The organism is Pseudomonas sp. H1_D05, assembly GCF_054682705.1.
The window spans coordinates 5,727,040-5,749,612 of the sequence record NZ_CP162825.1; the positions used below are offsets into that span (position 1 = coordinate 5,727,040).

The 22,573-nt window shown below is 59.6% G+C and carries 21 protein-coding genes and 1 pseudogene; 11 read left to right on the forward strand and 11 right to left on the reverse strand.

Annotation, left to right across the window (positions count from 1 at the left end):
- Nucleotides 1-32 precede the first annotated feature (32 nt).
- The 7 genes from AB4O11_RS25630 to AB4O11_RS25660 form a co-directional block, all read right to left on the reverse strand.
- Complete coding sequence (locus tag AB4O11_RS25630; protein WP_093440779.1) at nt 33-332, reverse strand: hypothetical protein; 300 nt, start codon at nt 330-332, stop codon at nt 33-35.
- A gap of 199 nt (nt 333-531) precedes the next feature.
- Nucleotides 532-867: a hypothetical protein gene (locus tag AB4O11_RS25635; protein WP_093440784.1), complete on the reverse strand. Its 336-nt coding sequence runs from the start codon at nt 865-867 to the stop codon at nt 532-534.
- A 79-nt stretch (nt 868-946) separates the two neighbouring features.
- The gene (locus tag AB4O11_RS25640; RefSeq protein ID WP_007919295.1) at nt 947-1,372 is read right to left on the reverse strand and encodes a hypothetical protein; all 426 of its coding nucleotides are present in this window, start codon (nt 1,370-1,372) and stop codon (nt 947-949) included.
- Nucleotides 1,373-1,879: 507 nt separating this feature from the next.
- Nucleotides 1,880-2,428 carry a cupin domain-containing protein gene (locus AB4O11_RS25645; protein ID WP_007950154.1) on the reverse strand — a complete coding sequence of 183 codons (549 nt, stop codon included), beginning with the start codon at nt 2,426-2,428 and terminating at the stop codon, nt 1,880-1,882.
- A gap of 415 nt (nt 2,429-2,843) precedes the next feature.
- Entirely contained in the window at nt 2,844-4,127 is a 1,284-nt protein-coding gene (locus tag AB4O11_RS25650) for an NAD(P)/FAD-dependent oxidoreductase (protein WP_093440793.1), read from the reverse strand.
- A 49-nt stretch (nt 4,128-4,176) separates the two neighbouring features.
- Nucleotides 4,177-5,667 (reverse strand): aldehyde dehydrogenase, encoded by a 1,491-nt coding sequence (locus tag AB4O11_RS25655; protein ID WP_460129167.1) that lies wholly within the window; start codon nt 5,665-5,667, stop codon nt 4,177-4,179.
- 281 nt (nt 5,668-5,948) lie between these two features.
- Nucleotides 5,949-7,325: a glutamine synthetase family protein gene (locus AB4O11_RS25660; RefSeq protein WP_093440801.1), complete on the reverse strand. Its 1,377-nt coding sequence runs from the start codon at nt 7,323-7,325 to the stop codon at nt 5,949-5,951.
- Between the two features lie 282 nt (nt 7,326-7,607).
- On the opposite strand from AB4O11_RS25660, the pseudogene AB4O11_RS25665 reads away from it, so the two are divergent.
- The 5 genes and pseudogenes from AB4O11_RS25665 to AB4O11_RS25685 all read left to right on the forward strand — a co-directional run bounded on the left by AB4O11_RS25665 (nt 7,608) and on the right by AB4O11_RS25685 (nt 12,855).
- Nucleotides 7,608-8,370: pseudogene (locus AB4O11_RS25665) on the forward strand (gamma-glutamyl-gamma-aminobutyrate hydrolase family protein).
- Between the two features lie 363 nt (nt 8,371-8,733).
- Nucleotides 8,734-9,876, forward strand: coding sequence for an ABC transporter ATP-binding protein (locus tag AB4O11_RS25670; RefSeq protein ID WP_077572275.1), 1,143 nt, complete (start codon nt 8,734-8,736; stop codon nt 9,874-9,876).
- Complete coding sequence (locus AB4O11_RS25675; RefSeq protein WP_034155532.1) at nt 9,873-10,787, forward strand: ABC transporter permease subunit; 915 nt, start codon at nt 9,873-9,875, stop codon at nt 10,785-10,787. Before AB4O11_RS25670 ends, AB4O11_RS25675 begins: the two co-directional genes overlap by 4 nt.
- Nucleotides 10,784-11,659 (forward strand): ABC transporter permease subunit, encoded by an 876-nt coding sequence (locus tag AB4O11_RS25680; protein WP_038365610.1) that lies wholly within the window; start codon nt 10,784-10,786, stop codon nt 11,657-11,659. The genes AB4O11_RS25675 and AB4O11_RS25680 overlap by 4 nt, the downstream gene beginning before the upstream one ends.
- A 98-nt stretch (nt 11,660-11,757) precedes the next feature.
- Nucleotides 11,758-12,855 carry a polyamine ABC transporter substrate-binding protein gene (locus tag AB4O11_RS25685; RefSeq protein WP_034155530.1) on the forward strand — a complete coding sequence of 366 codons (1,098 nt, stop codon included), beginning with the start codon at nt 11,758-11,760 and terminating at the stop codon, nt 12,853-12,855.
- Nucleotides 12,856-13,104: 249 nt separating this feature from the next.
- Here the strand turns inward: AB4O11_RS25685 and thpR are convergent, their stop codons facing one another.
- Nucleotides 13,105-13,626 (reverse strand): RNA 2',3'-cyclic phosphodiesterase, encoded by a 522-nt coding sequence (gene thpR, locus AB4O11_RS25690; RefSeq protein WP_460129169.1) that lies wholly within the window; start codon nt 13,624-13,626, stop codon nt 13,105-13,107.
- Between the two features lie 107 nt (nt 13,627-13,733).
- Here thpR and AB4O11_RS25695 point away from each other — a divergent pair, with 107 nt between their 5' ends.
- Complete coding sequence (locus AB4O11_RS25695; RefSeq protein ID WP_093440824.1) at nt 13,734-13,925, forward strand: hypothetical protein; 192 nt, start codon at nt 13,734-13,736, stop codon at nt 13,923-13,925.
- Between the two features lie 116 nt (nt 13,926-14,041).
- On the opposite strand, the gene AB4O11_RS25700 is transcribed toward AB4O11_RS25695, so the two are convergent.
- A complete protein-coding gene (locus AB4O11_RS25700) occupies nt 14,042-14,395 on the reverse strand; it encodes a DUF1428 domain-containing protein (RefSeq protein ID WP_093440829.1) in 354 nt (117 codons plus the stop codon).
- Between the two features lie 2 nt (nt 14,396-14,397).
- Complete coding sequence (locus AB4O11_RS25705; RefSeq protein ID WP_460129171.1) at nt 14,398-15,480, reverse strand: hypothetical protein; 1,083 nt, start codon at nt 15,478-15,480, stop codon at nt 14,398-14,400.
- Between the two features lie 300 nt (nt 15,481-15,780).
- Between AB4O11_RS25705 and AB4O11_RS25710 the strand changes: the two genes are divergently transcribed.
- Entirely contained in the window at nt 15,781-16,056 is a 276-nt protein-coding gene (locus AB4O11_RS25710; RefSeq protein WP_095047967.1) for a hypothetical protein, read from the forward strand.
- 56 nt (nt 16,057-16,112) lie between these two features.
- Here the strand turns inward: AB4O11_RS25710 and AB4O11_RS25715 are convergent, their stop codons facing one another.
- Nucleotides 16,113-16,316, reverse strand: a complete 204-nt coding sequence (locus AB4O11_RS25715) for a hypothetical protein (protein WP_007918829.1) — start codon at nt 16,314-16,316, stop codon at nt 16,113-16,115.
- 243 nt (nt 16,317-16,559) lie between these two features.
- Between AB4O11_RS25715 and AB4O11_RS25720 the strand changes: the two genes are divergently transcribed.
- The 4 genes from AB4O11_RS25720 to paoC all read left to right on the forward strand — a co-directional run bounded on the left by AB4O11_RS25720 (nt 16,560) and on the right by paoC (nt 22,376).
- A complete protein-coding gene (locus tag AB4O11_RS25720) occupies nt 16,560-18,314 on the forward strand; it encodes an L-lactate permease (protein ID WP_257355441.1) in 1,755 nt (584 codons plus the stop codon).
- A 290-nt stretch (nt 18,315-18,604) separates the two neighbouring features.
- Nucleotides 18,605-19,228: an aldehyde dehydrogenase iron-sulfur subunit PaoA gene (paoA, locus tag AB4O11_RS25725; protein ID WP_460129173.1), complete on the forward strand. Its 624-nt coding sequence runs from the start codon at nt 18,605-18,607 to the stop codon at nt 19,226-19,228.
- Nucleotides 19,225-20,181, forward strand: a complete 957-nt coding sequence (locus AB4O11_RS25730; RefSeq protein WP_460129175.1) for an FAD binding domain-containing protein — start codon at nt 19,225-19,227, stop codon at nt 20,179-20,181. Before paoA ends, AB4O11_RS25730 begins: the two co-directional genes overlap by 4 nt.
- Nucleotides 20,178-22,376, forward strand: coding sequence for an aldehyde oxidoreductase molybdenum-binding subunit PaoC (gene paoC / locus AB4O11_RS25735; RefSeq protein ID WP_460129177.1), 2,199 nt, complete (start codon nt 20,178-20,180; stop codon nt 22,374-22,376). Before AB4O11_RS25730 ends, paoC begins: the two co-directional genes overlap by 4 nt.
- The last annotated feature ends 197 nt before the right edge of the window (nt 22,377-22,573 follow it).

Sequence of the window (22,573 nt, forward strand, 5' to 3'; positions counted from 1 at the left end):
CAAGGCCGGGTTTTTCAAACGCACACCATTGACTAGCTGCCACCTCCGCTGCCGCCGTTGCCACCACCGCTGCTACTGCCTCCGCCCTGACCCGCGCCACTCGGCTTGGAACCAGCGGGCACTGGCCCATTGTCGGTTTTACCGCCATCCGCGCCTGGGGGCAGCGCATTGGCGTCCGGATCGGCATTCGTAGCGGGCGAAGCTGGCTCCCGCGTCTGGCTGCTGCCATCGTTCGCCGTCGGGGTGGACGTTTCGCCAGCCGCAATTGCATATAGCGAACTGCCGGAGATAAGCGCCGCGAGTGTAAACACCGCAATTTTATGGTTCAGCATGGTGCTTTTCCTTTGCTAGGTGAGTTACAGCATTGGAAGACCGGCTGGCGTGAAGGTGCGGTGTATCGGATGAATGGTCATGGTTTAGGCAAAAAAAACCGACGCCTGTTCAGGCATCGGTTTCCCCTATTGGTGACAGGTACCGGATATCAGCGCTTCATCGCTTCACACTGGCTGCGCAGAATCTTTCAATTGGCACTTATTCTTTGGGCGTACTGACCAAGCAGGCAGAGAAGTATTTGTTCTGGAATTCAGTGGTCGCGGCCGTTTGCTGCTCTGCGGTTTCGCGCCGTGGCTCTTCATATGCATCTTGAATGAGCCTCTGATACATCTTGGTGATCAACTTATTCTCATTTTTTTCCGATATATCCCAAAGCGTCGCCATGGGAGCACCATCCTGACGCGCCTGCATCACGACCATCGCGGCGTTTTCCAGGATCTTGCAGCCTTTCAGATATTCGGTTTTTGAGATGGCTTGTGCGGAAAAGCTGCAAGTAAGTAATGCAGCACATACAAAAAGACGATTACGTAGCACAGTGTTCTTCCTTGGAAAAATGGCCCGGGACTCTATCATTGATATCGTAATGCCATCAATTCGAACTGATCTGCAAGGTTCAACGTTTCAGGGCTTCGCAGCGGGTGCGCAGGTCATGGTTGTCGATATTCCCGCAACTGCTGCCGCCGGTCGTGGCGTTGCAATAGGCTCGTTGATCATGGTCATCGATGTTGCCGCAGGAACTGTTGCCCTGCTCCGCATTGCACCGCGCACGCAAGTCGTGATTATCAATATTGCCGCAACTGCTGCCGCTCTTCTTCGCGTTGCAGTAGGCGCGCTGATCATGGTCATCGATGTTGCCGCAGGAGCTGCCTCCCAACTCGGCGTTGCACGAGGCGCGCAAATCGTGATTATCGATATTGCCGCAACTGCTGCCGCTCTCCCTCGCATTGCAATAGGCCCGCTGATCGTGGTCGTCGATGTTGCCGCAACTGGCGAACGTGTAACTGCTGAACATCAACAACATGGCGAGTAATAGTCTCATCACACACTTCCTTGGGTTGCCAGGAAACAGCCTGGCACTGGTTGATCCTGTTCAATGAGCGTCGCGACACGCCATCAAATTGACATCGTTTTTTAGGAAAGTTCAAATTGAGGTGTGTGCGGATTTGAGTTCTGAAAAAGGCGCAGGAAAACGCGCCGTGTGGTGAGGGGATTCGTCCGTCGAGAGCATCGCCAGGATCCTGGTGCAGGATGTGAGTGATGTGTTTCGGATGATTGAGCAGCGGGGGTCTGAGCCCGCCTCTTAAAAAGAACAGGTAAGGAAAGCGCGGGCATTCCTACTCCACGCATTAGCGAAGTGATGCAGGCAAACCTAAAAAGAAATAATCCGCACTGGTGACAGATCACTTTATAAATAGATCTGTCACCTTTTCGTTTTTTCCTGGAAAAAACTGATTCTTCGGAAACGGCATGATTAAAAAATCTTGCATAGCCGTCTTCTATTCTAAATGACACCTGATGAGGGCAGCCTTATGGCTGCCCTCATTAATTAGAAATTCGCTGGCGTATTCGCACTAATAATCTCAGCCTCATCCGCCCCGATATTCCGAAACTTATGCGGCAGCGTGGTCGGAAAATAATACCCATCCCCCGCATTCAACACACTCACCGACCCATCCACAGTCAACTCCACCGTGCCACGGGTGACAAGCCCACACTCCTCGCCCTCAGCATGCACAATCGGCTCTTCCCCGGAACTCGCGCCCGGTGCGTATTGCTCACGCAGCAAGCGCATCTGACGACTTGGCACCGAGGCGCCGATCAGCAGCAGGCGCAGGCCGTGGCGGCCGAGGTCGGGTTGTTCGTTGGCGCGGAAGACGTATTGGTGTTCGCGCGGGGGTTGGTCGAAGGTGAAGAAGTCGGCCAGGGACATCGGTATGCCTTCGAGCAGCTTTTTCAGTGAGCTGACGGAGGGGCTGACGCGATTCTGTTCGATCAGGGAGATGGTGGCATTGGTCACGCCGCTACGCCGGGCCAGCTCGCGCTGGGAGAGTTTGTAGCTTTCGCGTACTAGTTTGAGTCGAGAACCCGTATCCATGACTGCCTTATGTAAGAACGACTTAAGGGCGATGGGGGTGGGTGGCGGGTGACGCGCCGAGGGGCGCGGATCACGTTGCTCCCGTGTCCCGGAACCGTGAAAGGCGGCTATTAAATCACGTTTGCCGGTGTTGCTCAGCAGGTTCGATGGACGGTGCGATAAAAGTCCCTCTGGCCTTGGTAATACGGACCTGTAGGAGTGAGCCTGCTCGCGATTGGGCGGCACATTCACCATTATTTTTGACTGGATAACCGCCTTCGCGAGCAAGCTCGCTCACACAGGGTTTGTGGTGTTTCTGTGGGAGGGATGGTGGCTGGGCTGGCCTCATCGCGAGCAGGCTCACTCCTACATTTTGATATTTGGTGTATCAGGTAAAAAACCGGCGGGGTCTTGGGGCCGCCGCCGGGGAGGTAACCTAGATGCCGAAACGGTCGCGCAGTGAGTAGTAGACGGCGCCGAGGGCGGTCAGTGGCGCGGAGAAGGTGCGGCCGCCGAGCATTGGCATGTGCGGCAGCGATGCGAAAGCATCGAAACGCTCAGCGTCGCCACGGATCATTTCCGAGATCAGCTTGCCGGCCAGGTGCGAGCAGGTAACGCCGTGGCCGCTGTAGCCTTGCATGTAGTAGGCGTTTTTCTCGATGCGGCCGAATTGCGGCATGCGTGACATGGTCAGCAGGAAGTTGCCGGTCCAGCGGTAGTCGATTTTCACGTCTTTGAGCTGCGGGAAGGTCTTGAGGATCTTCGGGCGGATCAGTTGTTCGATGTCGTCGGGTTCGCGTGCGCCGTAGACCACACCGCCGCCGTAAAGCAGACGGTTGTCGGCAGTCAGGCGGTAGTAATCCAGCAGATAGTTGCAGTCTTCGACGCAGTAGTTGTTGGTGATCAGGCTGCGCGCCTGCTTCTCGGTCAGCGGTTCGGTGACGACGATCTGCGAGCCGCACGGCATGCTTTTCGCGGTTACGCGATTATCCAGACCTTGCGGCAGGTAGGCGTTGCCGGCGATCAGCAGGTACTTGGCGCGGACCTGACCTTTGGCGGTGCGCACGACGTTGGGCTCGCCGTATTTGATTTCTACAGCCGCTGATTGCTCGTAGATCTTGCCGCCCAAACGCGTGATCGCAGCCGCTTCACCGAGGGCCAGGTTCAGCGGGTGAACGTGGCCGCCCTGCATGTCGAGCAGACCACCAACGTAAGCATCGGAGCCAACTTCACGACGGATATCCGCTGCGTCGAGCATCTTCAGATTGCGGTTGCCATAACGCTCCCAGCCGCGCTTCTGCTCAGCCAGACCGTTGAGTTGTTTCTTGTTCATCGCTGCGAAGATACCGCCCGGGCGGTAGTCGCATTTGATGTCGTATTCCTTGATGCGCGAACGGATGATGTCGGCACCTTCGAAGATCATGCTGCCGAGGATTTCCGCAGTCTTGTCGCCGTAGCGCTCTTCGATCACGTCGACGTCGCGGCTATACGAGTTGACCAGTTGACCGCCGTTGCGACCACTGGCGCCGTAGCCGACTTTCGCCGCTTCCAGCACCGTCACTTTGTAGCCGGCTTCGGTGAGGAACAGCGCCGAGGACAGGCCGGTGTAGCCGGCGCCGATAATGCAGACATCGCACTCGACCGACTCTTCCAGAACCGGAAAGTCGATGACTTCGTTGCGAGTGGCGGCGTAGTAGCTGTTTACGTGTTGCTGTTTCATACGTTTCTCCGAGGGCCGCCAATAGAAGGCGACCACCGCTGTAATAGAGTCAGAGCTTGATCCAGGTCGCTTTCAGCTCGGTGTACTTGTCGAACGCGTGCAGCGATTTATCGCGACCGTTGCCCGACTGCTTGAAACCACCGAACGGTGCGGTCATGTCGCCACCGTCGTACTGGTTGACCCAGACGCTGCCGGCACGCAGGCCACGGGCGAAGGTGTGCGCCTTGCTGAGGTTGCTGGTCCACACGCCGGCGGCGAGGCCGAAGATGCTGTCGTTGGCAATCTGCAGCGCTTCTTCGGCGGTGTCGAAGGTGATCAGCGACAGCACCGGGCCAAAGATTTCTTCCTGGGCGATGGTCATCGCGTTGGTCACGCCGTCGAACAGCGCCGGTTGCACATAGAGGCCGCCGGTTTCTTCGAGGGTGCGTTGGCCGCCGGCGATCAGCTCGGCGCCCTGCTCGCGACCAATGCTGATGTAGCGCAGCACGTTGTCGAGTTGACGCTGATCGACCACGGCACCGACGGTGGTCGCCGGATCCAGTGAATGACCGGGTTTCCACGCTTGCAGCGCTTCCACCAACAGCGGAATGAATTGCTCGCGAATCGAGCGCTCGACCAGCAGACGCGAACCGGCGGTGCACACTTCGCCCTGGTTGAAGGCAATGGCGCCGGCCGCTGCTTGTGCTGCCGCGCGCAAGTCCGGGGCGTCGGCAAACACCACGTTCGGGCTCTTGCCCCCGGCTTCGAGCCAGACGCGTTTCATGTTGCTTTGCCCGGCATAAATCATCAGTTGCTTGGCAATCGCCGTGGAGCCAGTGAAGGCCAGCACGTCGACGTCCATGTGCAACGCCAGCGCCTTGCCGACGGTGTGGCCGAAGCCTGGCAGAACGTTGAACACGCCTTTCGGAATGCCGGCATCCAGCGCAAGTTGAGCGATGCGGATCGCGGTCAGCGGCGACTTTTCCGAAGGTTTGAGAATGAACGAGTTGCCCGCCGCCGGGGCCGGCGCGAATTTCCAGCTGGCCATGATCAGCGGGAAGTTCCACGGCACAATGGCCGCAACCACGCCGGAGGGTTCACGGGTGACCAGACCGAGTTGGTCGTGCGGGGTGGCAGCAACTTCGTCGTAGATCTTGTCGATGGCTTCGGCGCTCCAGCGGATCGCGTTGGCGGTCGCCGGGATGTCGATGCTCATCGAATCGCTGATCGGTTTACCCATGTCGAGGGTTTCCAGCAGCGCCAGTTCTTCCTGGTTCTGCAGGATCAGATCGGCGAAGCGAATCAGAATGCGCTTGCGCTCGGCCGGGGCCTTTTTCGCCCACACGCCGGACTCAAAAGACTGGCGCGCAACTTCAACGGCGAGGTTGGCGTCGGCTTCATCGGTGCTGGCCACGGAGGCGAGGAAACGGCCGTCGACGGGGCTCAGGCATTCGAAGGTGTCGCCACTGATGGCCGAGCGGTATTCACCGTTGATGAATGCGCGGGCTTCGATGGTCAGGGACTGGAAGCGTTGTTCCCAGTCGTTGCGGGTCGTTGTCATTGTTGTGGCTCGACAAGGGGGGATTGGGGGTGTCGGGGTGTTGTGTCTGGCTTGCTGTGTCTGGCTTGAGATGGCTGCCCTCACCCTAGCCCTCTCCCGGGGGTAGAGGGGACCGACCGAAGTGTCTTGGGATCTGCACCGACCTGAACGACCGAGTCGAATATGGATTCGGCAAAAATCGTTCAGGTCAGCGGATTGCCCGAGCATCCCCGGATCAGTCCCCTCTCCCTCCGGGAGAGGGTTAGGGTGAGGGGCTTTTGGCCTTTGGGGCCCTCAAACACTCAGACCGTATGCAGATACCAGTTGTACTCAAGGTCAGAAATCGAGTTCTCGAACTCGGCCAGCTCACTTTCCTTGCACGCGACAAACACGTCGATGTACATCGGGTCGATGTAGCGGGCCATGACCTCGCTGTCGTCCAGCTCACGCAGCGCGTCGCGAAGGTTGTTCGGCAGGCTCTGTTCGTTCTGCTCGTAGCTGTTGCCTTCCACCGGGGCGCCCGGCTCGATCTGATTGGTCAGACCGTGGTGAACACCGGCCAGCACCGACGCCATCAGCAAGTACGGGTTGGCATCGGCACCGGCGACGCGATGCTCGATACGCACAGCGTCGGCCGAACCGGTTGGCACACGGACCGCAACGGTGCGGTTGTCGATGCCCCAGCTCGGCGAGTTCGGTACGTAGAACTGCGCGCCGAAGCGGCGGTAAGAGTTGACGTTCGGGCAGAGGAACGCCATTTGCGCAGGCAGGGTCTCCAGCACACCGCCGATCGCGTGACGCAGTGCGGCGTTCTGCTCGGGATCCTCGCTGGCAAAAATGTTGTTGCCCTCTTTGTCCAGGATCGAAATGTGCACGTGCAGACCGTTGCCCGCCTGGCCCGGATACGGCTTGGCCATGAAGGTGGTGTCCATCTCATGGTCGTAGGCGATGTTCTTCACCAGACGCTTGAGCAGGACGGCGTAGTCGCACGCCTTGATCGGGTCGGAGACGTGATGCAGGTTGACTTCGAACTGCGCCGGGGCGCTTTCCTTGACGATCGCGTCAGCCGGGATGCCCTGCTCTTTCGCGCCTTCGAGGATGTCTTGCAGGCAATCGACGTATTCGTCGAGGTCGTCGATCAGGTACACCTGAGTCGACACCGGACGCTTGCCGGACACCGGCGAACGTGGCGATTGCGGACGACCGTTCACGTTGTCCTGGTCGATCAGATAGAACTCGAGTTCGAACGCCGCGCAGATGGTCAGGCCGAGGTCGTCGAATTTGCGCACGACGTTGGCCAGCACTTCACGCGGGTCAGCGAAGAACGGCTGGCCTTCGATCTCGTGCATGGTCATCAAGAGTTGTGCGGTGGGGCGCTTCTGCCACGGCTCGATGCTCAGGGTGCCGGGGATCGGGTAGCAAATACGGTCAGCGTCGCCGATATCCAGACCCAGGCCGGTGCTTTCCACCGTGGAGCCATTGATGTCGAGCGCGAAAAGCGAGGCCGGCAGGTTGATACCTTTCTCGTAAACCTTATGAAGACTGGTGCGTTCGATGCGCTTGCCGCGCACCACACCGTTCATATCCGCAATCAGAAGGTCGACGTACAAAACCTCAGGATATTTCTTAAGGAATGCGTTTGCTTCGTTGAGTTGAACGGTACGCAGAGGGACCGACATGATGCACCTATTTAGCTGTTAATTATTATGTTCACTGCTGTTTCGCCGAGCCAGTCAACCCGAACGGCAAAGTGAAGTCAATAGCGAACAGATGGCCGCTCAGGGTTTATTTTTCGGGCTTTTTTTAACACTTGCGTGCCAATACAGGCGCCAGAGCCCCGAGAATCATGAAGATATGATGAACGGCGTTTAGAATTTTTTACATGGCAGTTGTTAATTAAAATCAACGAGGCTAAGCTCCGGAAAAGCTCGTTCAAGTGTCAAACTTCGAGGTGAATAAAAATGGCATTCAAGCCATTGATCGGCGTTACTGCGTGCGTCAAACAGATTGGCCTGCACCCCTATCACATCAGCGGCGACAAGTACGTACGTGCTGTCAGCGTTGGCGCTAACGGGTTGCCAGTGGTCATTCCTTCCCTTGGCAACCTGACTGAAATCGAAGACCTGCTCGGTCAACTCGACGGTCTGCTGCTGACCGGCTCGCCCTCGAACGTGGAACCTTTCCACTATCAAGGCCCGGCCAGCGCTCCCGGCACGGATCACGATCCGGCGCGAGATGCCACCACCCTCCCTTTATTGCGTGCAGCCATCGCGGCGGGCGTTCCAGTGCTCGGCATTTGCCGGGGCTTCCGAGGAAATGAACGTGGCGTTCGGCGGCAGCCTGCATCAGAAGGTGCATGAGCTGCCGGGCATGCTCGATCACCGTGAAGCCGACAGCCCTGACGTGGCCGTGCAATACGCACCGGCTCACGCGGTGACGGTATTGAGCGGCGGCGTGTTCGAAGCGCTGGGGTTGCCGGGTGAGTTCCAGGTCAATTCGATTCACAGCCAGGGCATCGATCGTCTCGCGCCCGGCCTGCGTGCCGAAGCGGTGGCGCCGGACGGCTTGATCGAAGCGATCTCGGTCGAGCACAGCCCGACCTTCGCCCTCGGCGTGCAATGGCACCCGGAATGGCAAGTACTGGACAACCCGAACTACCTGAAGATTTTCCAGGCCTTCGGCGCGGCTTGCCGGCAACGGGCGACGCGGCGCAACCAGCGCTGACTCAACCCAAGAATCCGTAACGATTTACTGCCCCCACGGACGTCGGGTGTGCCTTTGCGCATCCGTCATTCGTGAACAACACCCGTAATAACAACAAGTACGACCCAGGCAGCCAGGACGGCGGCGCCGACCAAGCCGGACGGCGGGAGCAAGACCTTCAGATCAATGCAATACCCTGTGGGAGCGAGCTTGCTCGCGAAAGCGGTGTGTCAGGCAACAACGACGTCGACTGACACGACGTTTTCGCGAGCAAGCTCGCTCCCACAGGAGGATGTGATCCGACCGGGAATGCACCTGCAGGCTTGCAATCCACTTAAGCCCGGCCACATTGGCCAGGCGAACGAAACCTGTTGGGAGTTTCACATGGCAAACGCCTCCAGCACTTACAGGAAGGCACTTGAAGGTCATCAGCAACCGAAAAAGGTGCTGGTGAAAGTCGATCGTGTCACCAAGAAGTTCGACGAAACCGTGGCAGTGGACGATGTGTCCCTGGAGATCCATCAGGGCGAAATCTTCGCCCTGCTCGGCGGCTCCGGTTCGGGAAAATCGACCCTGCTGCGCATGCTCGCCGGTTTCGAGCGGCCGACCGAAGGGCGGATTCTGCTCGACGGCGTGGACATCACCGACATGCCGCCGTACGAGCGGCCGATCAACATGATGTTCCAGTCCTACGCGCTGTTCCCACACATGACCGTCGCGCAGAACATCGCCTTCGGCCTCAAGCAGGACCGTTTGCCGGCCAGTGAAATCGACGCCCGTGTCGATGAAATGCTGCGTCTGGTGCACATGACCCAATACGCCAAACGCCGTCCGCACCAGTTGTCCGGCGGTCAGCGTCAGCGCGTCGCCCTCGCCCGCTCGCTGGCCAAGCGTCCGAAGCTGTTGCTGCTCGACGAGCCGATGGGCGCGCTGGATAAAAAGCTGCGTTCGCAGATGCAACTGGAACTGGTGCAGATCATCGAACGCGTCGGCGTAACCTGCGTGATGGTGACTCACGACCAGGAAGAGGCCATGACCATGGCCGAGCGCATCGCGATCATGCACCTCGGCTGGATCGCCCAGATCGGCAGCCCGGTCGACATTTATGAAGCGCCGGTCAGCCGCATGGTCTGCGAGTTCATCGGTAACGTGAACGCCTTCGATGGCACCGTGGTGGAAGACCTTGAAGGTCACGCGATCATCCACAGCCCGGACTTGCAGCAGAAGATCTACGTCGGTCACGGCGTCAGCACTTCGGTGCAGGACAAATCGGTCACCTACGCGATCCGTCCGGAAAAAATGCTTGTCAGCACGACCAAGCCGGAGTTCCGCTACAACTGGTCCGAAGGCAAGGTGCATGACATCGCCTACCTCGGCGGTCACTCGGTGTTCTACGTCGAATTGCCCGGCGGCAAAATCGTCCAGTCGTTCATGGCCAACGCCGAACGCCGTGGCGCGCGTCCGACCTGGGACGACAAGGTTTACGTCTGGTGGGAAGACGACAGCGGCGTGGTGCTGCGCTCATGAGAACCTTCAATCAGCAATTCCTGCGCCTGGTGCCCAGCGGGCGAAAACTGGTGATCGGCATTCCGTTCATCTGGCTGTTCCTGTTCTTCATGCTGCCGTTCTTTCTGGTGATGAAGATCAGTTTCTCGGAAGCCGCGCTGTCGATCCCGCCGTACTCGGAGATCTACACCTACGCCGAACAGAAATTCCAGCTGATGCTCAACATCGGCAACTACACCATGCTCGGCGAAGACGAACTGTACCTGTCGGCCTACCTCGGTTCGCTGAAGGTGGCGGCACTGAGCACGATGATGTGCCTGCTGATCGGTTTCCCGATGGCCTACGCGATCACCAAGACCGGCAAGGAAACGCAAAACGTCCTGCTGCTGTTGATCATGATGCCGACCTGGACCGCGATTCTGATCCGCGTTTATGCGTGGATGGGCATCCTCAGCAACAACGGTCTGCTCAACGCGTTTTTGATGTGGACGGGGTTGACCGATCACCCGATCGAGATCCTCAACACCAACACGGCTGTGTATATCGGCGTGGTCTACGCCTACCTGCCGTTCATGGTGTTGCCGCTGTACGCCAACCTCGTCAAGCACGATGGCAGCCTGCTGGAAGCCGCGCAGGACCTGGGTTCGAGCAACTTCAACAACTTCTGGAAAATCACCGTGCCGCTGGCCAAGAACGGGATTATTGCCGGCTGCATGCTGGTGTTCATTCCGGTGGTCGGTGAGTTCGTGATTCCGGAACTGTTGGGTGGCCCGGAGACCCTGATGATCGGTCGCGTGCTGTGGCAAGAGTTCTTCAATAACCGCGACTGGCCGGTGGCGTCTGCCTTGGCGGTGGTGATGCTGTTGATCCTGATTGTGCCGATTCTGCTGTTCAACCGCAGCCAGGCCAAAGAGATGGAGGCACGGGGATGAAACGCTTCGGTTTTTCCAAGTTCATGTTGATCTTCGGCCTGATGTTCATTTATCTGCCGATGCTGATTCTGGTGATCTACTCGTTCAACGCATCCAAACTGGTGACAGTCTGGGGCGGCTGGTCGGTGAAGTGGTACGTCGGTTTGCTCGACAACACGCAACTGATGGGCTCGGTGGTGCGCTCGCTGGAAATCGCCTGCTACACGGCGATTGCTGCCGTGGCGCTGGGCACCCTCGCCGCTTTCGTGCTGACTCGCGTCACGCGTTTCAAGGGTCGCACGCTGTTCGGTGGTCTGGTCACCGCGCCGTTGGTGATGCCTGAAGTGATCACCGGTCTGTCGCTGTTGCTGCTGTTCGTGGCCATGGCGCAGTTGATCGGCTGGCCGCAGGAGCGTGGCATTGTCACGATCTGGATCGCCCACACCACGTTTTGTGCCGCTTATGTCGCGGTGGTAGTCTCCGCGCGCTTACGGGAACTAGATCTGTCGATCGAAGAAGCGGCGATGGATCTCGGCGCGAAACCGTTCAAGGTGTTTTTCCTGATCACCATTCCAATGATCGCGCCGTCGCTGGCGGCGGGCGGCATGATGTCGTTCGCCTTGTCGCTGGATGACTTGGTGTTGGCGAGCTTCGTTTCCGGGCCGGGTTCGACGACCCTGCCGATGGAAGTGTTCTCGGCGGTACGTCTGGGCGTCAAGCCTGAGATCAACGCCGTGGCCAGCCTGATTCTGCTGGCGGTGTCGCTGGTGACCTTCCTGGTCTGGTACTTCGGCCGCAAGGCAGAAGCCAATCGCAAGCGAGCGATTCAGGAAGCGATGGATCAGACCGCAAACGAGTCGTGGCAGCCTCAGCAATCCGCAGCAACCGCTTAACCTGTAGTCAGCCCCTCGGTCAGTCCCCTCTCCCCCTGGGAGAGGGTTAGGGTGAGGGGGCTTTGCGTAACGTGAATAAAAAGAATGGAGTTGTACCGATGAAAATGTTTGGCAGGACTCTGCTGACACTGTCCTTAATGGGCGCGATGGTCATGGGCGCCCAGGCCAACGACAAGGTGCTGCGTGTTTACAACTGGTCCGATTACATCGCGCCGGACACCGTCAAGAAGTTCGAAGACGAGACCGGCATCCGCGTGACCTACGACGTCTTCGACAGCAACGAAACCCTTGAGGCGCGTTTGCTGGCGGGCAAATCCGGCTACGACCTGGTCGTGCCGTCGAACAGTTTCCTGGCCAAGCAGATCAAGGCCGGCGTCTATCAGACGCTGGACAAATCCAAGCTGCCGAACTGGAAGAATCTCAACCCGGTGCTGCTGAAAAACGCCGCTGCCAGTGATCCGGACAACGCCCACGCGTTCCCGTACATGTGGGGCTCGATCGGCATCGGCTTCAACCCGGCCAAGGTCAAGGAAGTGCTCGGCGCCAACGCCCCGACCAATTCCTGGGACCTGCTGTTCAAACCGGAAAACGCTGAAAAACTCAAAGCCTGCGGCATCAGTTTCCTCGATTCGCCGACCGAAATGATCCCGGCCGCCCTGCACTACCTGGGCTACCCGGTGAACGACAAGGACACCGCGCACATCAAGGAAGCCGAGGCGCTGTTCATGAAAATCCGCCCGAACGTGGCGTACTTCCACTCCTCGAAATACATCTCGGATCTGGCCAACGGCAACATCTGCGTCGCGGTCGGTTACTCCGGCGACGTGCTGCAGGCCAAGGCCCGCGCAGTGGAATCGGGCAACAACGTGGTGATCGACTACAGCATTCCCAAGGAAGGCGCCGGCAGCTTCTACGACATGGTCGCGATCCCGCGCGATGCGGCGAACGTCGAGAACGCCTACCTGTTCATGGACTTTCTGATGCGTCCGGACATCATTGCCGAGATCACCAACAGCAACGGCTACAGCAACGCCAATGCGGCGGCGACGCCATTGGTGGATGAAGCGATCCGCAACGACCCGGGTTCGTACCCGTCGCAAGCGGTGATGGCGACGTTGTATGCGGTGCCGGATCAGCCGATTGCCACACAGCGAATCATGACCCGTGGCTGGACCCGGGTGAAGCTCGGTAAATAAGCCAGCGAAAATCAAAATGTGGGAGCGAGCCTGCTCGCGAAAGCGGGTGAACAACCGGTAAAGATGTTGGATGTGCCGACGCCTTCGCGAGCAAGCTCGCTCCCACAGGGTAAGTGGCTGACTCGAAGAAATTTATGATTTCCCGTTCACGCGGCGCCTTACCACCGCTGCACCCTGCAATGAACGGCCTCACCTGGCTTCCTCGGTCAAGGTGAATTTCAGGCGCCTTCGGGCGCCTTTTTTTGTGCCTCAGATCAGCGACCAGTCCTGCAGGATCCGGTAGCGCCCTTTGTGCGATTCGAACAAGGCAAAACGTTCAGCGCGCAGGAAAAACTCTGGCGGCGTAGCAGATTCCGGCTCTGGCGCACGGTAGTCTCGGGCCAGGGTCAGATGCGGACGAAACTCGCGGGGCGTCTCTTCAAAACCGAACGGCAACATCGCCTGTTCCAGCGCGTAGACCAGGCGCAGCAACGCCGGCGGTGCCTGCTCGGGCGCGAGCGACAACACCCCGGGGCGATGCCAGACCTGCAGTCGATCAAGCGGAATTCTCAAGGCCTCTCCCGGCGTACGCACTTGTCCGGCGGCCTCGCAGACTTCGTTGATCTGCGCCAAGGGCACGGCGCCGAGAAACAGCAGCGTCAGGTGAAAATTGTCCGCAGGCACCGGCTTACCGGTGCGTAAACCCAACTCCCCGCGCCAATGGGCAATTGCCTTGCGTTGCACCGCCGGGCAATCGAGGGCAAAAAACAGTCGCTTCGCTTCTTCGGTCATGGCCCTGCTCCCCTGTTCAAAGTGATCCGCCGGATTCTACACAGCCTGATCTGACGACTCGTGACAGGAAGCTATAGTTCAAGGATTGCCATCAACCGGAGGCCGCCATGCGCGCGATCCTCAGCAAAGAACCGTGGTGGGCCCGCCCGCCCAATCCCGGGCAGGATGAAAGTGAACTGGAATGGGGCTGGCTGGTGCATTACAGCGAAGGTGAGCCGCGCTTCGAATTCGTCCGCGAACGCCCGACGGACGAGCAGATCCGCAACCGTAAAAGCTGCAGAATCACCCCCTCGGAGTGAACACAATACCTGTAGGAGTGAGCCTGCTCGCGATGGCGTTCGCACATTCAATGCTTCATTGACAGACCCACCGCGATCGCGAGCAGGCTCACTCCTACAAAAGATTTACGCTGGTTTCAGGGTTCGAGGATATTTTTAAAGCCACCAAAGATCATCCGCTGACCATCAAACCCCATCGGGTTGACGTCCGGCTGCATGCGCGGATCTTCCATCATTTTGCCCATGCCAGCGTCGCGAGTGGCCTTGTCGGGCCAGATCAGCCAGCCGGATGAAACCGTCTCGCCTTCCTTGAGTTTGACCGCCATCGGAAATGACGTGACCTTGCCCTCCGGCACGTCATCGCCCCAGCACTGCATCACATCCTGTGCACCGTATTCCTTGAACAGCTTAGCGGCGATTTCACAGTGTTTTTTGTACTGCTCACGATTGGCAGTCGGCACAGGCGCTACAAAAATATCGATGTAAGCCATGATCACTCTCCTTGCACGTTGGGTTCGATCTGCTGGTTAGTCGATTGCGGCGGCTGCCATTCGACAGGATTCACGCCCAAGCCGACCGACGGTTCATCACCCCTACCGAGATTGCGCTCGACCTGCCCGGCCACGTGCAACGTGCCGGCCATAACCCCAGTCGTCGGGTTCTGCACCAGTTTCAGCCAGGCCTTGTCAAAGGTGCTGCCCAGACTGCTGCGAATCAGCGCTTCGCTGTCGGGCCGGTCATTGGCCTGGAGGATGGCGCGAATGCCGGCGACACCGACCGAGATCAGCCCTCCAGCCAGTTTCCCCGCCGCGGCCGCTACAGCACTGGCGGCCCCGCGCGGGGCCATTTCCGCTTCCATCCGCTGACTGGCGCGCTTGGCCACCGGGGCCATGCCGGCATCGGTCGAGGCAATGCCCTTGGCGCCGCCGTCAGTGTGGATCTTGTCGATCAACGCGGCATAGGCCGGCAAGGTGTTCAATGGTTCCGTGCTGATCACTTGAAACAACGAAGCATCGCGCGCTGGCGGCGGGCCCAGTGCAATGGCGGGGATTTTCTGCAAACGCCCGTTGAGCTGAGCGACAGGCACACCATGACGCTGGGCGATGAGCGGCATCTGCTGCGCCATCAACTGCGCATAGAACGCCGTCGCCTGCCCCAGAATTGCATCCGGATCGATCTCCACCGCCACCGGCGCCAGCACTCTTTCCTGATATTGCTCAAGCAGATAGGCCGCCAGCCGCTTGGCCGAGGCGTCCTGCTCACCGCCGGCATTGATCGTGTACCAACTGACCTTCATCGACAGCCATTCCTGGGTCCAGTAGCTGCTGAACCACGGAATGAAATTTTCTTCAGTTTGCTGATAGACCCGAGTGCGCCAATGTTCCATCGAGCCACGGGCAAAGACTTTGACTTGCTCGGTGGACTGCTGCGAAGCGCTGACAATTTCCCGGTCGATCTGCTGCCAGGTGGCCGGCGAGACAAACACGGCTTGCGGCGCTGACACCGGCGCCCGCGCCGAAGTGGCGCAGCCGGCCAGCAACAACAGTGCGGCGACGAGCAGCGCACGCGGGTTCACGGTTGAGATTTCCTTTAAATGGGCGGAAGCAGATTTGAGTATAGGTGTGTGTGTCGGACCATTTGTCCGCTGTCGCGAAAACTCCGCAGATCCCCTGTGGGAGCGAGCTTGCTCGCGAATGCGGTGTATCAGACACATATGAATCGACTGGCTCGACGCCTTCGCGAGCAAGCTCGCTCCCACAGTGGTCTGCGACAACCATCACTGCCATCGATATTCACCATCGCCACGATTGCCTTCCGCCCGCCGCCCGTCAAAGGCACGATTAAGCCATCCGAAACACAACGAGGAGTTCACAACATGATTCACACCCACGTCACACTCTCCGTGAGTTTCCCGGTGTTCGGCAGCAACTATTACGACCAGCACGCCGTGTCGCACAAGGCGCAGGCACTGGTGTTCAACGAAGATTTCGAAGATCTGCTGATGCCCGCCGCCACCAATCATTTCAACAATGAAGTGGTCGGCATCAACGATCAGTTCCGTTTTCTGAGCGACATTCTCGCCACCCATTTGCTGGACATCGAGGCCTCCGTGCCTGCGCGATCCAGCGTCCGGGCGAGCGCTCACTTTTAATTGAGGGCTAATGACAGAGGGCGTTCCTTTTTGGGGAACGCCCTCTTTTTGTTCAATCAATCATCATCCCGATCACGGTAGTAACGACGCCCATCGCGGCGATCATCGCGATCATCCCAGCGCCGGTCGTGGTCGTAATTGCGGCCATGATCGCGGTCGTAATGCCGGCCATGGCGGTGGTCATCATCAAAATCCGCGACACAGCCGCCGAGCAATACGGCGGCGGTCACGGTCAGCAGCATCGTTGTTGCGCGCTTCATTCAACACTTCCCTAAAACCAAGGTCTTGACGACGGAATCGGCGACGCTGCCCGCGCCTTCAGGACGCGGTGCGCGCAGCCGCAGATACGACCGGGCAAAACGCCGTTGATTCACTGGCCACTATCGACCGTTTGTCGCCCCGCCCGCGCTGCCCGAGCAGCGGCGAAATGCCACCTATACTCCTTGCAACCAAGCCCCACGCAATGGATCTGCGCCCTCAATAACAACAAGCAGAGGTGGACCATGGTCTGGCAGCAAATTTACGACCCGTTCGGCAACCCGGTGATCTCCACGCTCATGGCCGCCGTACCGGTGGTGGTGATGCTTGCGGCGCTGGCGTTCTTCCACGTCAAGGCGCATCTCGCGGCGCTGCTGGCGCTGGCGTCCGCCCTGCTGATTTCGATTTTTGCCTTCGGCATGCCGGCGAGCATGGCCGGTTCTGCGGCGTTGTTCGGTGCGGCGAATGGCTTGCTGCCAATCGGCTGGATCGTCCTCAACATCATCTTTCTGCATCGCCTGACCACCGAGAACGGCTCGTTCAAAGTGCTGCAGGATTCCCTCGCGCGGATCACCGATGACCGCCGTTTGCAGTTGCTGCTGATCGCGTTCTGTTTCGGTGCGTTTTTTGAAGGTGCGGCGGGTTTCGGCACGCCGGTAGCGGTGACCGGGGCGATTCTGATCGGGCTGGGGTTTTCGCCGTTGGCCGCGTCGGGTCTGGCGCTGATCGCCAACACCGCGCCGGTGGCATTCGGCGCACTCGGTACGCCAATCATCACGCTGGCCAAAGTCACCGGCCTGGATGAAATGGAGCTGTCGATGATGGTCGGTCGGCAGTTGCCGTTTTTCTCGGTGCTGGTGCCGTTCTGGTTGATCTGGGCCTTCGCCGGGTGGCGCAAGATGCTGGAGATCTGGCCGGCGATTCTGGTGGCCGGCGTCAGCTTCGCGATCCCGCAATTTCTGGTGTCGAACTACCACGGCCCAATGTTGGTGGACGTGATCGCCGCGCTGATTTCCATGGCCTGTCTGACGCTGTTTTTGAAGGTGTGGAAACCGGCGACCATTCACACCTCGGCAGCGCTGTCAGGGCGCGTCGACAACTCCAAAGTCGAGGAAGAAAAAGTCACTGCCAGCGCCGCGTTCAGCGATCAGGCGCGCCCGGCGGTGATGCGCGCGTGGATGCCGTGGATCATCCTCACCGTGTTCGTGTTTGCCTGGGGCACTCAGGGCTTCAAGAATATGTTCGACACCCGCCCCGCCATTGATCCGGTAACCCACTCGGCCAAGCTCGACCCGCAGGGCAAGCCGCTGCGCGAGGCCAACCCGGTCTTCGCCCCAGCCGTGACTTTTACCACTTTGCACCTGCAAATCGAAAAAGTGCCGCCGGTGGTCGCGGCACCGAAAGCGGAAGAAGCGGTGTACAAATTCACCTGGTTCACCGCCACCGGCAGCGGGATTCTGCTGGCGGCGATTGTCGGTGGTTTGCTGATGGGCTATTCGATCCCGCAACTGATCAAGCAATACCTGCGCACGTTGTGGGTGGTGCGGTTTTCGTTGATCACCATTGCGGCGATGCTGGCGCTCGGGTTTCTCACGCGCTACTCGGGACTCGACGCGACCATGGGCCTGGCGTTTGCCGCGACGGGGATTTTCTATCCGATGTTCGGCACGTTGCTCGGTTGGCTGGGCGTCGCGCTGACCGGTTCCGATACCGCATCGAACGTACTGTTTGGCGGCTTGCAGCGGGTGACGTCGGAACAGCTCGGGATCAGTCCGATCCTGATGGCGGCGGCGAACAGCTCCGGCGGGGTGATGGGCAAAATGGTCGATGCGCAATCGATCGTGGTCGCCTCCACCGCGACCCGCTGGTACGGGCATGAAGGCGAGATTCTGCGCTATGTGTTCTTCCACTCGATTGTGTTGGCAATTCTTGTCGGCGGACTGGTGACGTTGCAGGCGTATGTGGCGCCGTTTACGCATATGGTGGTTGGCTCGCATTAGCCAGGTAGACCCCATTCCCCTGTGGGAGCGAGCTTGCTCGCGAAGGCGTCCGTTCAGTCGATGAAGAGGTTGAATGTGCCGGCCTCTTCGCGAGCAAGCTCGCTCCCACAGGGACTTGTGCCAAGTCAGGCGATTGATGAACCACACGCATAACTCTATAGCGCAAATCCGCAAAAACCTTTTCCTCTCTTCGGCAGTCACTCCTTTACGAGACCGGCGATGACGCTGGCTGCCCGCTTGGGCCATCCACGACCCTGCTGCCCTGATGAAGAGAGAAAAGGAATCGAACCATGACGATTTCCCGACGCGGATTTCTGATCCTCGGCGCCGTGACCGCCACCGCGTTCGCGATGCCGCCATTTATCAGCCTCAAGGCCTACGCGGCCAATCTGGAGCAACCGGCTATGAGCAAAGTGACGATCAACGTCAACGGCAAGCCGCGTGCGCTTGACGTCGACACCCGTACCACCCTGCTCGATGCCTTGCGCGAGCACTTGCACCTGAGCGGCACCAAAAAAGGCTGCGACCACGGCCAGTGCGGGGCATGCACGGTGATCGCCGATGGTCGACGCATCAACTCTTGCCTGACCCCGGCGGTGATGCACGAAGGCAGCGAGATCACCACCATCGAAGGCCTCGGCATGCCCGACAATCTGCACCCGATGCAGGCCGCATTCATCAAGCACGACGGCTATCAGTGCGGCTATTGCACACCGGGGCAGATCTGCTCGGCGGTGTCAGTGATCAAGGAAATCCGCGACGGCATCCCCAGCCACGTCAGTGAGAGCCTCACCGAGGCGCCGCAGTTGATCGCCAGAGAGTTTCAGGAACGCATGAGCGGCAATATCTGCCGCTGCGGTGCGTACTCGAACATCATCGAAGCCATCACCGAAGTCGCGGAGGTACCGGCATGAGACCGTTCAATTACAGCCGCGCCGACTCCCCCGCCGCTGCCGCTGCGCAAGCCGCACAGGTCGAGGGCGCACGCTTCATCGCTGGCGGCACCAACCTGCTGGACTTGATGAAACTCGACATCGAAACCCCGCTGCACCTGATCGACGTCAACCACCTCGGCCTGGATCAGATCGAAGCCACGCCCGAGGGCGGCTTGCGCATCGGCGCGCTGGTGCGCAACACCGATCTGGCGGCCGATATGCGCGTGCGGCAAGACTACGCCCTGCTCTCGCGCGCCTTGCTCGCCGGGGCTTCTGGACAGTTGCGCAACATGGCGAGCACCGCCGGCAACCTGCTGCAACGCACGCGCTGCCCGTACTTCTACGACACCCATCAGGCCTGCAACAAACGCAATCCCGGCAGCGGTTGCGCGGCGATTGGCGGGGTCAGTCGGCAACTGGGCATCATCGGCGTCAGCGACGCCTGCATCGCCACGCACCCGAGTGACATGGCGATTGCCATGCGTGCTCTCGATGCGCAGATTGACACGGTGAAACCCGACGGCAGCACCCGCAGCATCGCCATGGCCGACTTTCACCAGTTGCCCGGTACCACGCCGAACATCGAAACCAGCCTGACGCCCGGCGAGTTCATCACCTCGGTGACACTGCCCGCGCCCGTCGGCGGCACCCACATTTATCACAAGGTGCGTGATCGTTCGTCCTACGCATTCGCGCTGGTCTCGGTTGGTCTGATCCTGCAAAAGGACGGCAGTGGCCGCGTTGCGGTCGGCGGTATCGCGCCGAAACCGTGGCGAATTGAAGAGGCCGAAGCGCTGCTGCCAAAAGGCGCCAAAGCCGTCAGCGAACGCCTGCTCGACGGCGCCACGCCGACCCACGACAACCAGTTCAAACTGACCCTGGTCGAGCGCACGCTCGGTTCGGTGTTGGCGCAAGCGAGGGATCAAGCATGAAATTCGACACGCCCGCCACTACCAATCCGATCGACCAGTTGAAAGTCATCGGCCAACCCACCGAGCGCATCGAAGGCCCGTTGAAAACCTGCGGGCAGGCCACGTATGCCTACGAGCAACATGAAGCGGCCGCCAATCAGGCCTACGGTGTCATGGTCGATGCGGCCATCGCCAAAGGGCGGATCAAAGCCATTCATCTGGACGCGGCGAAAGCCGCGCCGGGCGTGCTGGCGATTGTCGCCGCCGCGAATGCCGGCAAGCTCGACAAAGGTCAATACAACGCCGCCCACCTGCTCGCCGGTCCCGAAGTGCAGCATTATCAGCAGGCCGTCGCGCTGGTCGTCGCTGAGACATTCGAGCAGGCCCGCGCCGCCGCGCAACGGGTCAAGGTCGATTACGAAGCCGTCGAAGGCAAGTTCGATCTGGCCAGCGTGAAAGACTTGGGCGTCGAGCCGAAAGACGAGTTGCCCGACGTCAATCATGGTGATTTCGACAAGGCCTTTGCCGCCGCGCCGGTGCAGTTTGATCAGACTTACACCACACCGGATCAGTCCCACGCGATGATGGAACCGCACGCGACATTGGCAGCGTGGAAAGGCGATCAACTGACCTTGTGGACCTCCAATCAGATGGTCGCGTGGAGTGTCGGCGACATTGCGAAAACCCTCGGTTTACCGAAGGAAAAAGTTCGTTTGGTCTCGCCGTATATCGGTGGCGGTTTCGGCGGCAAGCTGTTCATCCGCGCCGACGCGATTCTTGCCGCCCTCGGTGCGCGCATGGCTGGCCGACCGGTGAAAGTGGCCCTCGCCCGCCCGCAGATGGCCAACAACACCACGCACCGTCCGGCGACAATTCAGCGCATCCGCATGGGCGCCACGGCGGACGGCAAGCTCACCGCCATCGCTCACGAAGGCTGGTCGGGCAACCTCGCCGACGGCAAGGTCGAGCTCGCCGCACAACCGAGCCAGTTGCTGTACGCCGCCGAAAACCGTCGCGTGAGCATGCGCCTCGCGCCGCTCGATTTGCCCGAAGGCAACGCCATGCGTGCGCCGGGTGAAGCACCGGGGTTGATGGTGCTGGAAATCGCCATGGACGAGATGGCCGAGCAACTGAAGATGGACCCGGTGCAATTTCGCATTCTCAACGATACGCAGGTCGATCCGGTGAAGACCGAACGGCCGTTTTCCCAGCGGCAATTGATCAAGTGCCTGCAGACGGGCGCCGAGAAATTCGGCTGGAACCAGCGCAAGGCTCAACCGGGCAGCCGTCGTGAAGGTCGCTGGCTGATCGGCATGGGCGTGGCGGCGGCGTTTCGCAACAACCTGCTGGTCAAGTCCGGCGCCCGCGTGCATTTGGAGCGTGACGGCAAGATTGTTGTGGAAACCGACATGACCGATATCGGCACCGGCAGCTATACGATCATCGCGCAGACTGCCGCCGAGATGATGGGCGTAAGCCTCGACGCGGTGGTGGTGCGGCTGGGTGACTCGAACTTCCCCGTGTCGGCCGGCTCCGGCGGCCAGTTCGGCGGTAACTGCTCGACCTCCGGCGTCTATGCCGCGTGCGTAAAACTGCGTGAAGCGGTGGCGGGCAAACTGGGGCTGGCGGCGGACCAGGCCGAATTCATCGACGGTCAGGTGCGCGTCGGCAGCAAGAGCGTGCCATTGCGCAACGCGGCTGAAGGCGGCGCGCTGGTCGGCGAGGACAGCATCGAGTTCGGTGATCTGGCCGAGAAGTATCAGCAGTCGACCTTCGGTGCGCATTTCGTCGAAGTCGCCGTCGACGCTGCCACCGGTGAAGTGCGCGTGCGGCGCATGTTGGCGGTGTGTGCAGCAGGGCGGATTCTCAATCCGACATCGGCGCGCAGTCAGGTGATCGGCGCAATGACCATGGGCGTCGGTGCCGCGTTGATGGAAGAGTTGGCGGTGGACAAGAAGCTGGGCTTTTTCGTCAACCATGATCTGGCCGGGTACGAGGTGCCGGTGCATGCCGACATTCCGCACCAGGAGGTGATTTTTCTTGATGAGACTGATCCAGTGTCTTCGCCGATGAAGGCCAAGGGTGTCGGTGAGTTGGGGATTTGCGGGGTCAGTGCGGCGGTGGCGAATGCGATCTACAACGCCACCGGAGCGCGGGTGCGGGAGTATCCGATTACCCTCGATAAAATCCTTTCTTCACTGCCGGAGATGATCTAAACGCCTGAAAAGAGCCCCTCACCCTAGCCCTCTCCCAAAGGGAGAGGGGACCGATCCGGGGATATTCGGGAGCTGCACCGACCTGAACGTCCTGTTGTGAATCCATAATTGACACAGCACTTTCAGATCGATGGATAGCGTTTTCCTGTAAATCCATAATCGACTCGGTCTCTCAGGTCGATGTATGACACAAGACA

Bases quoted from the DNA above. Each gene is read 5' to 3' on its own strand.
- AB4O11_RS25695 (WP_093440824.1), top strand. From the start codon at position 13,734: ATGCGCGCGATCCTCAGCAAAGAACCGTGGTGGGCCCGCCCGCCCAAT.
- AB4O11_RS25710 (WP_095047967.1), top strand. From the start codon at position 15,781: ATGATTCACACCCACGTCACACTCTCCGTGAGTTTCCCGGTGTTCGGC.
- AB4O11_RS25685 (WP_034155530.1), top strand. From the start codon at position 11,758: ATGAAAATGTTTGGCAGGACTCTGCTGACACTGTCCTTAATGGGCGCG.
- AB4O11_RS25680 (WP_038365610.1), top strand. From the start codon at position 10,784: ATGAAACGCTTCGGTTTTTCCAAGTTCATGTTGATCTTCGGCCTGATG.
- AB4O11_RS25715 (WP_007918829.1), bottom strand. From the start codon at position 16,316: ATGAAGCGCGCAACAACGATGCTGCTGACCGTGACCGCCGCCGTATTG.
- AB4O11_RS25720 (WP_257355441.1), top strand. From the start codon at position 16,560: ATGGTCTGGCAGCAAATTTACGACCCGTTCGGCAACCCGGTGATCTCC.
- paoA (WP_460129173.1), top strand. From the start codon at position 18,605: ATGACGATTTCCCGACGCGGATTTCTGATCCTCGGCGCCGTGACCGCC.
- thpR (WP_460129169.1), bottom strand. From the start codon at position 13,626: ATGACCGAAGAAGCGAAGCGACTGTTTTTTGCCCTCGATTGCCCGGCG.
- AB4O11_RS25730 (WP_460129175.1), top strand. From the start codon at position 19,225: ATGAGACCGTTCAATTACAGCCGCGCCGACTCCCCCGCCGCTGCCGCT.
- AB4O11_RS25675 (WP_034155532.1), top strand. From the start codon at position 9,873: ATGAGAACCTTCAATCAGCAATTCCTGCGCCTGGTGCCCAGCGGGCGA.
- AB4O11_RS25660 (WP_093440801.1), bottom strand. From the start codon at position 7,325: ATGTCGGTCCCTCTGCGTACCGTTCAACTCAACGAAGCAAACGCATTC.
- AB4O11_RS25645 (WP_007950154.1), bottom strand. From the start codon at position 2,428: ATGGATACGGGTTCTCGACTCAAACTAGTACGCGAAAGCTACAAACTC.
- AB4O11_RS25640 (WP_007919295.1), bottom strand. From the start codon at position 1,372: ATGAGACTATTACTCGCCATGTTGTTGATGTTCAGCAGTTACACGTTC.
- AB4O11_RS25630 (WP_093440779.1), bottom strand. From the start codon at position 332: ATGCTGAACCATAAAATTGCGGTGTTTACACTCGCGGCGCTTATCTCC.
- AB4O11_RS25650 (WP_093440793.1), bottom strand. From the start codon at position 4,127: ATGAAACAGCAACACGTAAACAGCTACTACGCCGCCACTCGCAACGAA.
- paoC (WP_460129177.1), top strand. From the start codon at position 20,178: ATGAAATTCGACACGCCCGCCACTACCAATCCGATCGACCAGTTGAAA.
- AB4O11_RS25655 (WP_460129167.1), bottom strand. From the start codon at position 5,667: ATGACAACGACCCGCAACGACTGGGAACAACGCTTCCAGTCCCTGACC.
- AB4O11_RS25670 (WP_077572275.1), top strand. From the start codon at position 8,734: ATGGCAAACGCCTCCAGCACTTACAGGAAGGCACTTGAAGGTCATCAG.
- AB4O11_RS25700 (WP_093440829.1), bottom strand. From the start codon at position 14,395: ATGGCTTACATCGATATTTTTGTAGCGCCTGTGCCGACTGCCAATCGT.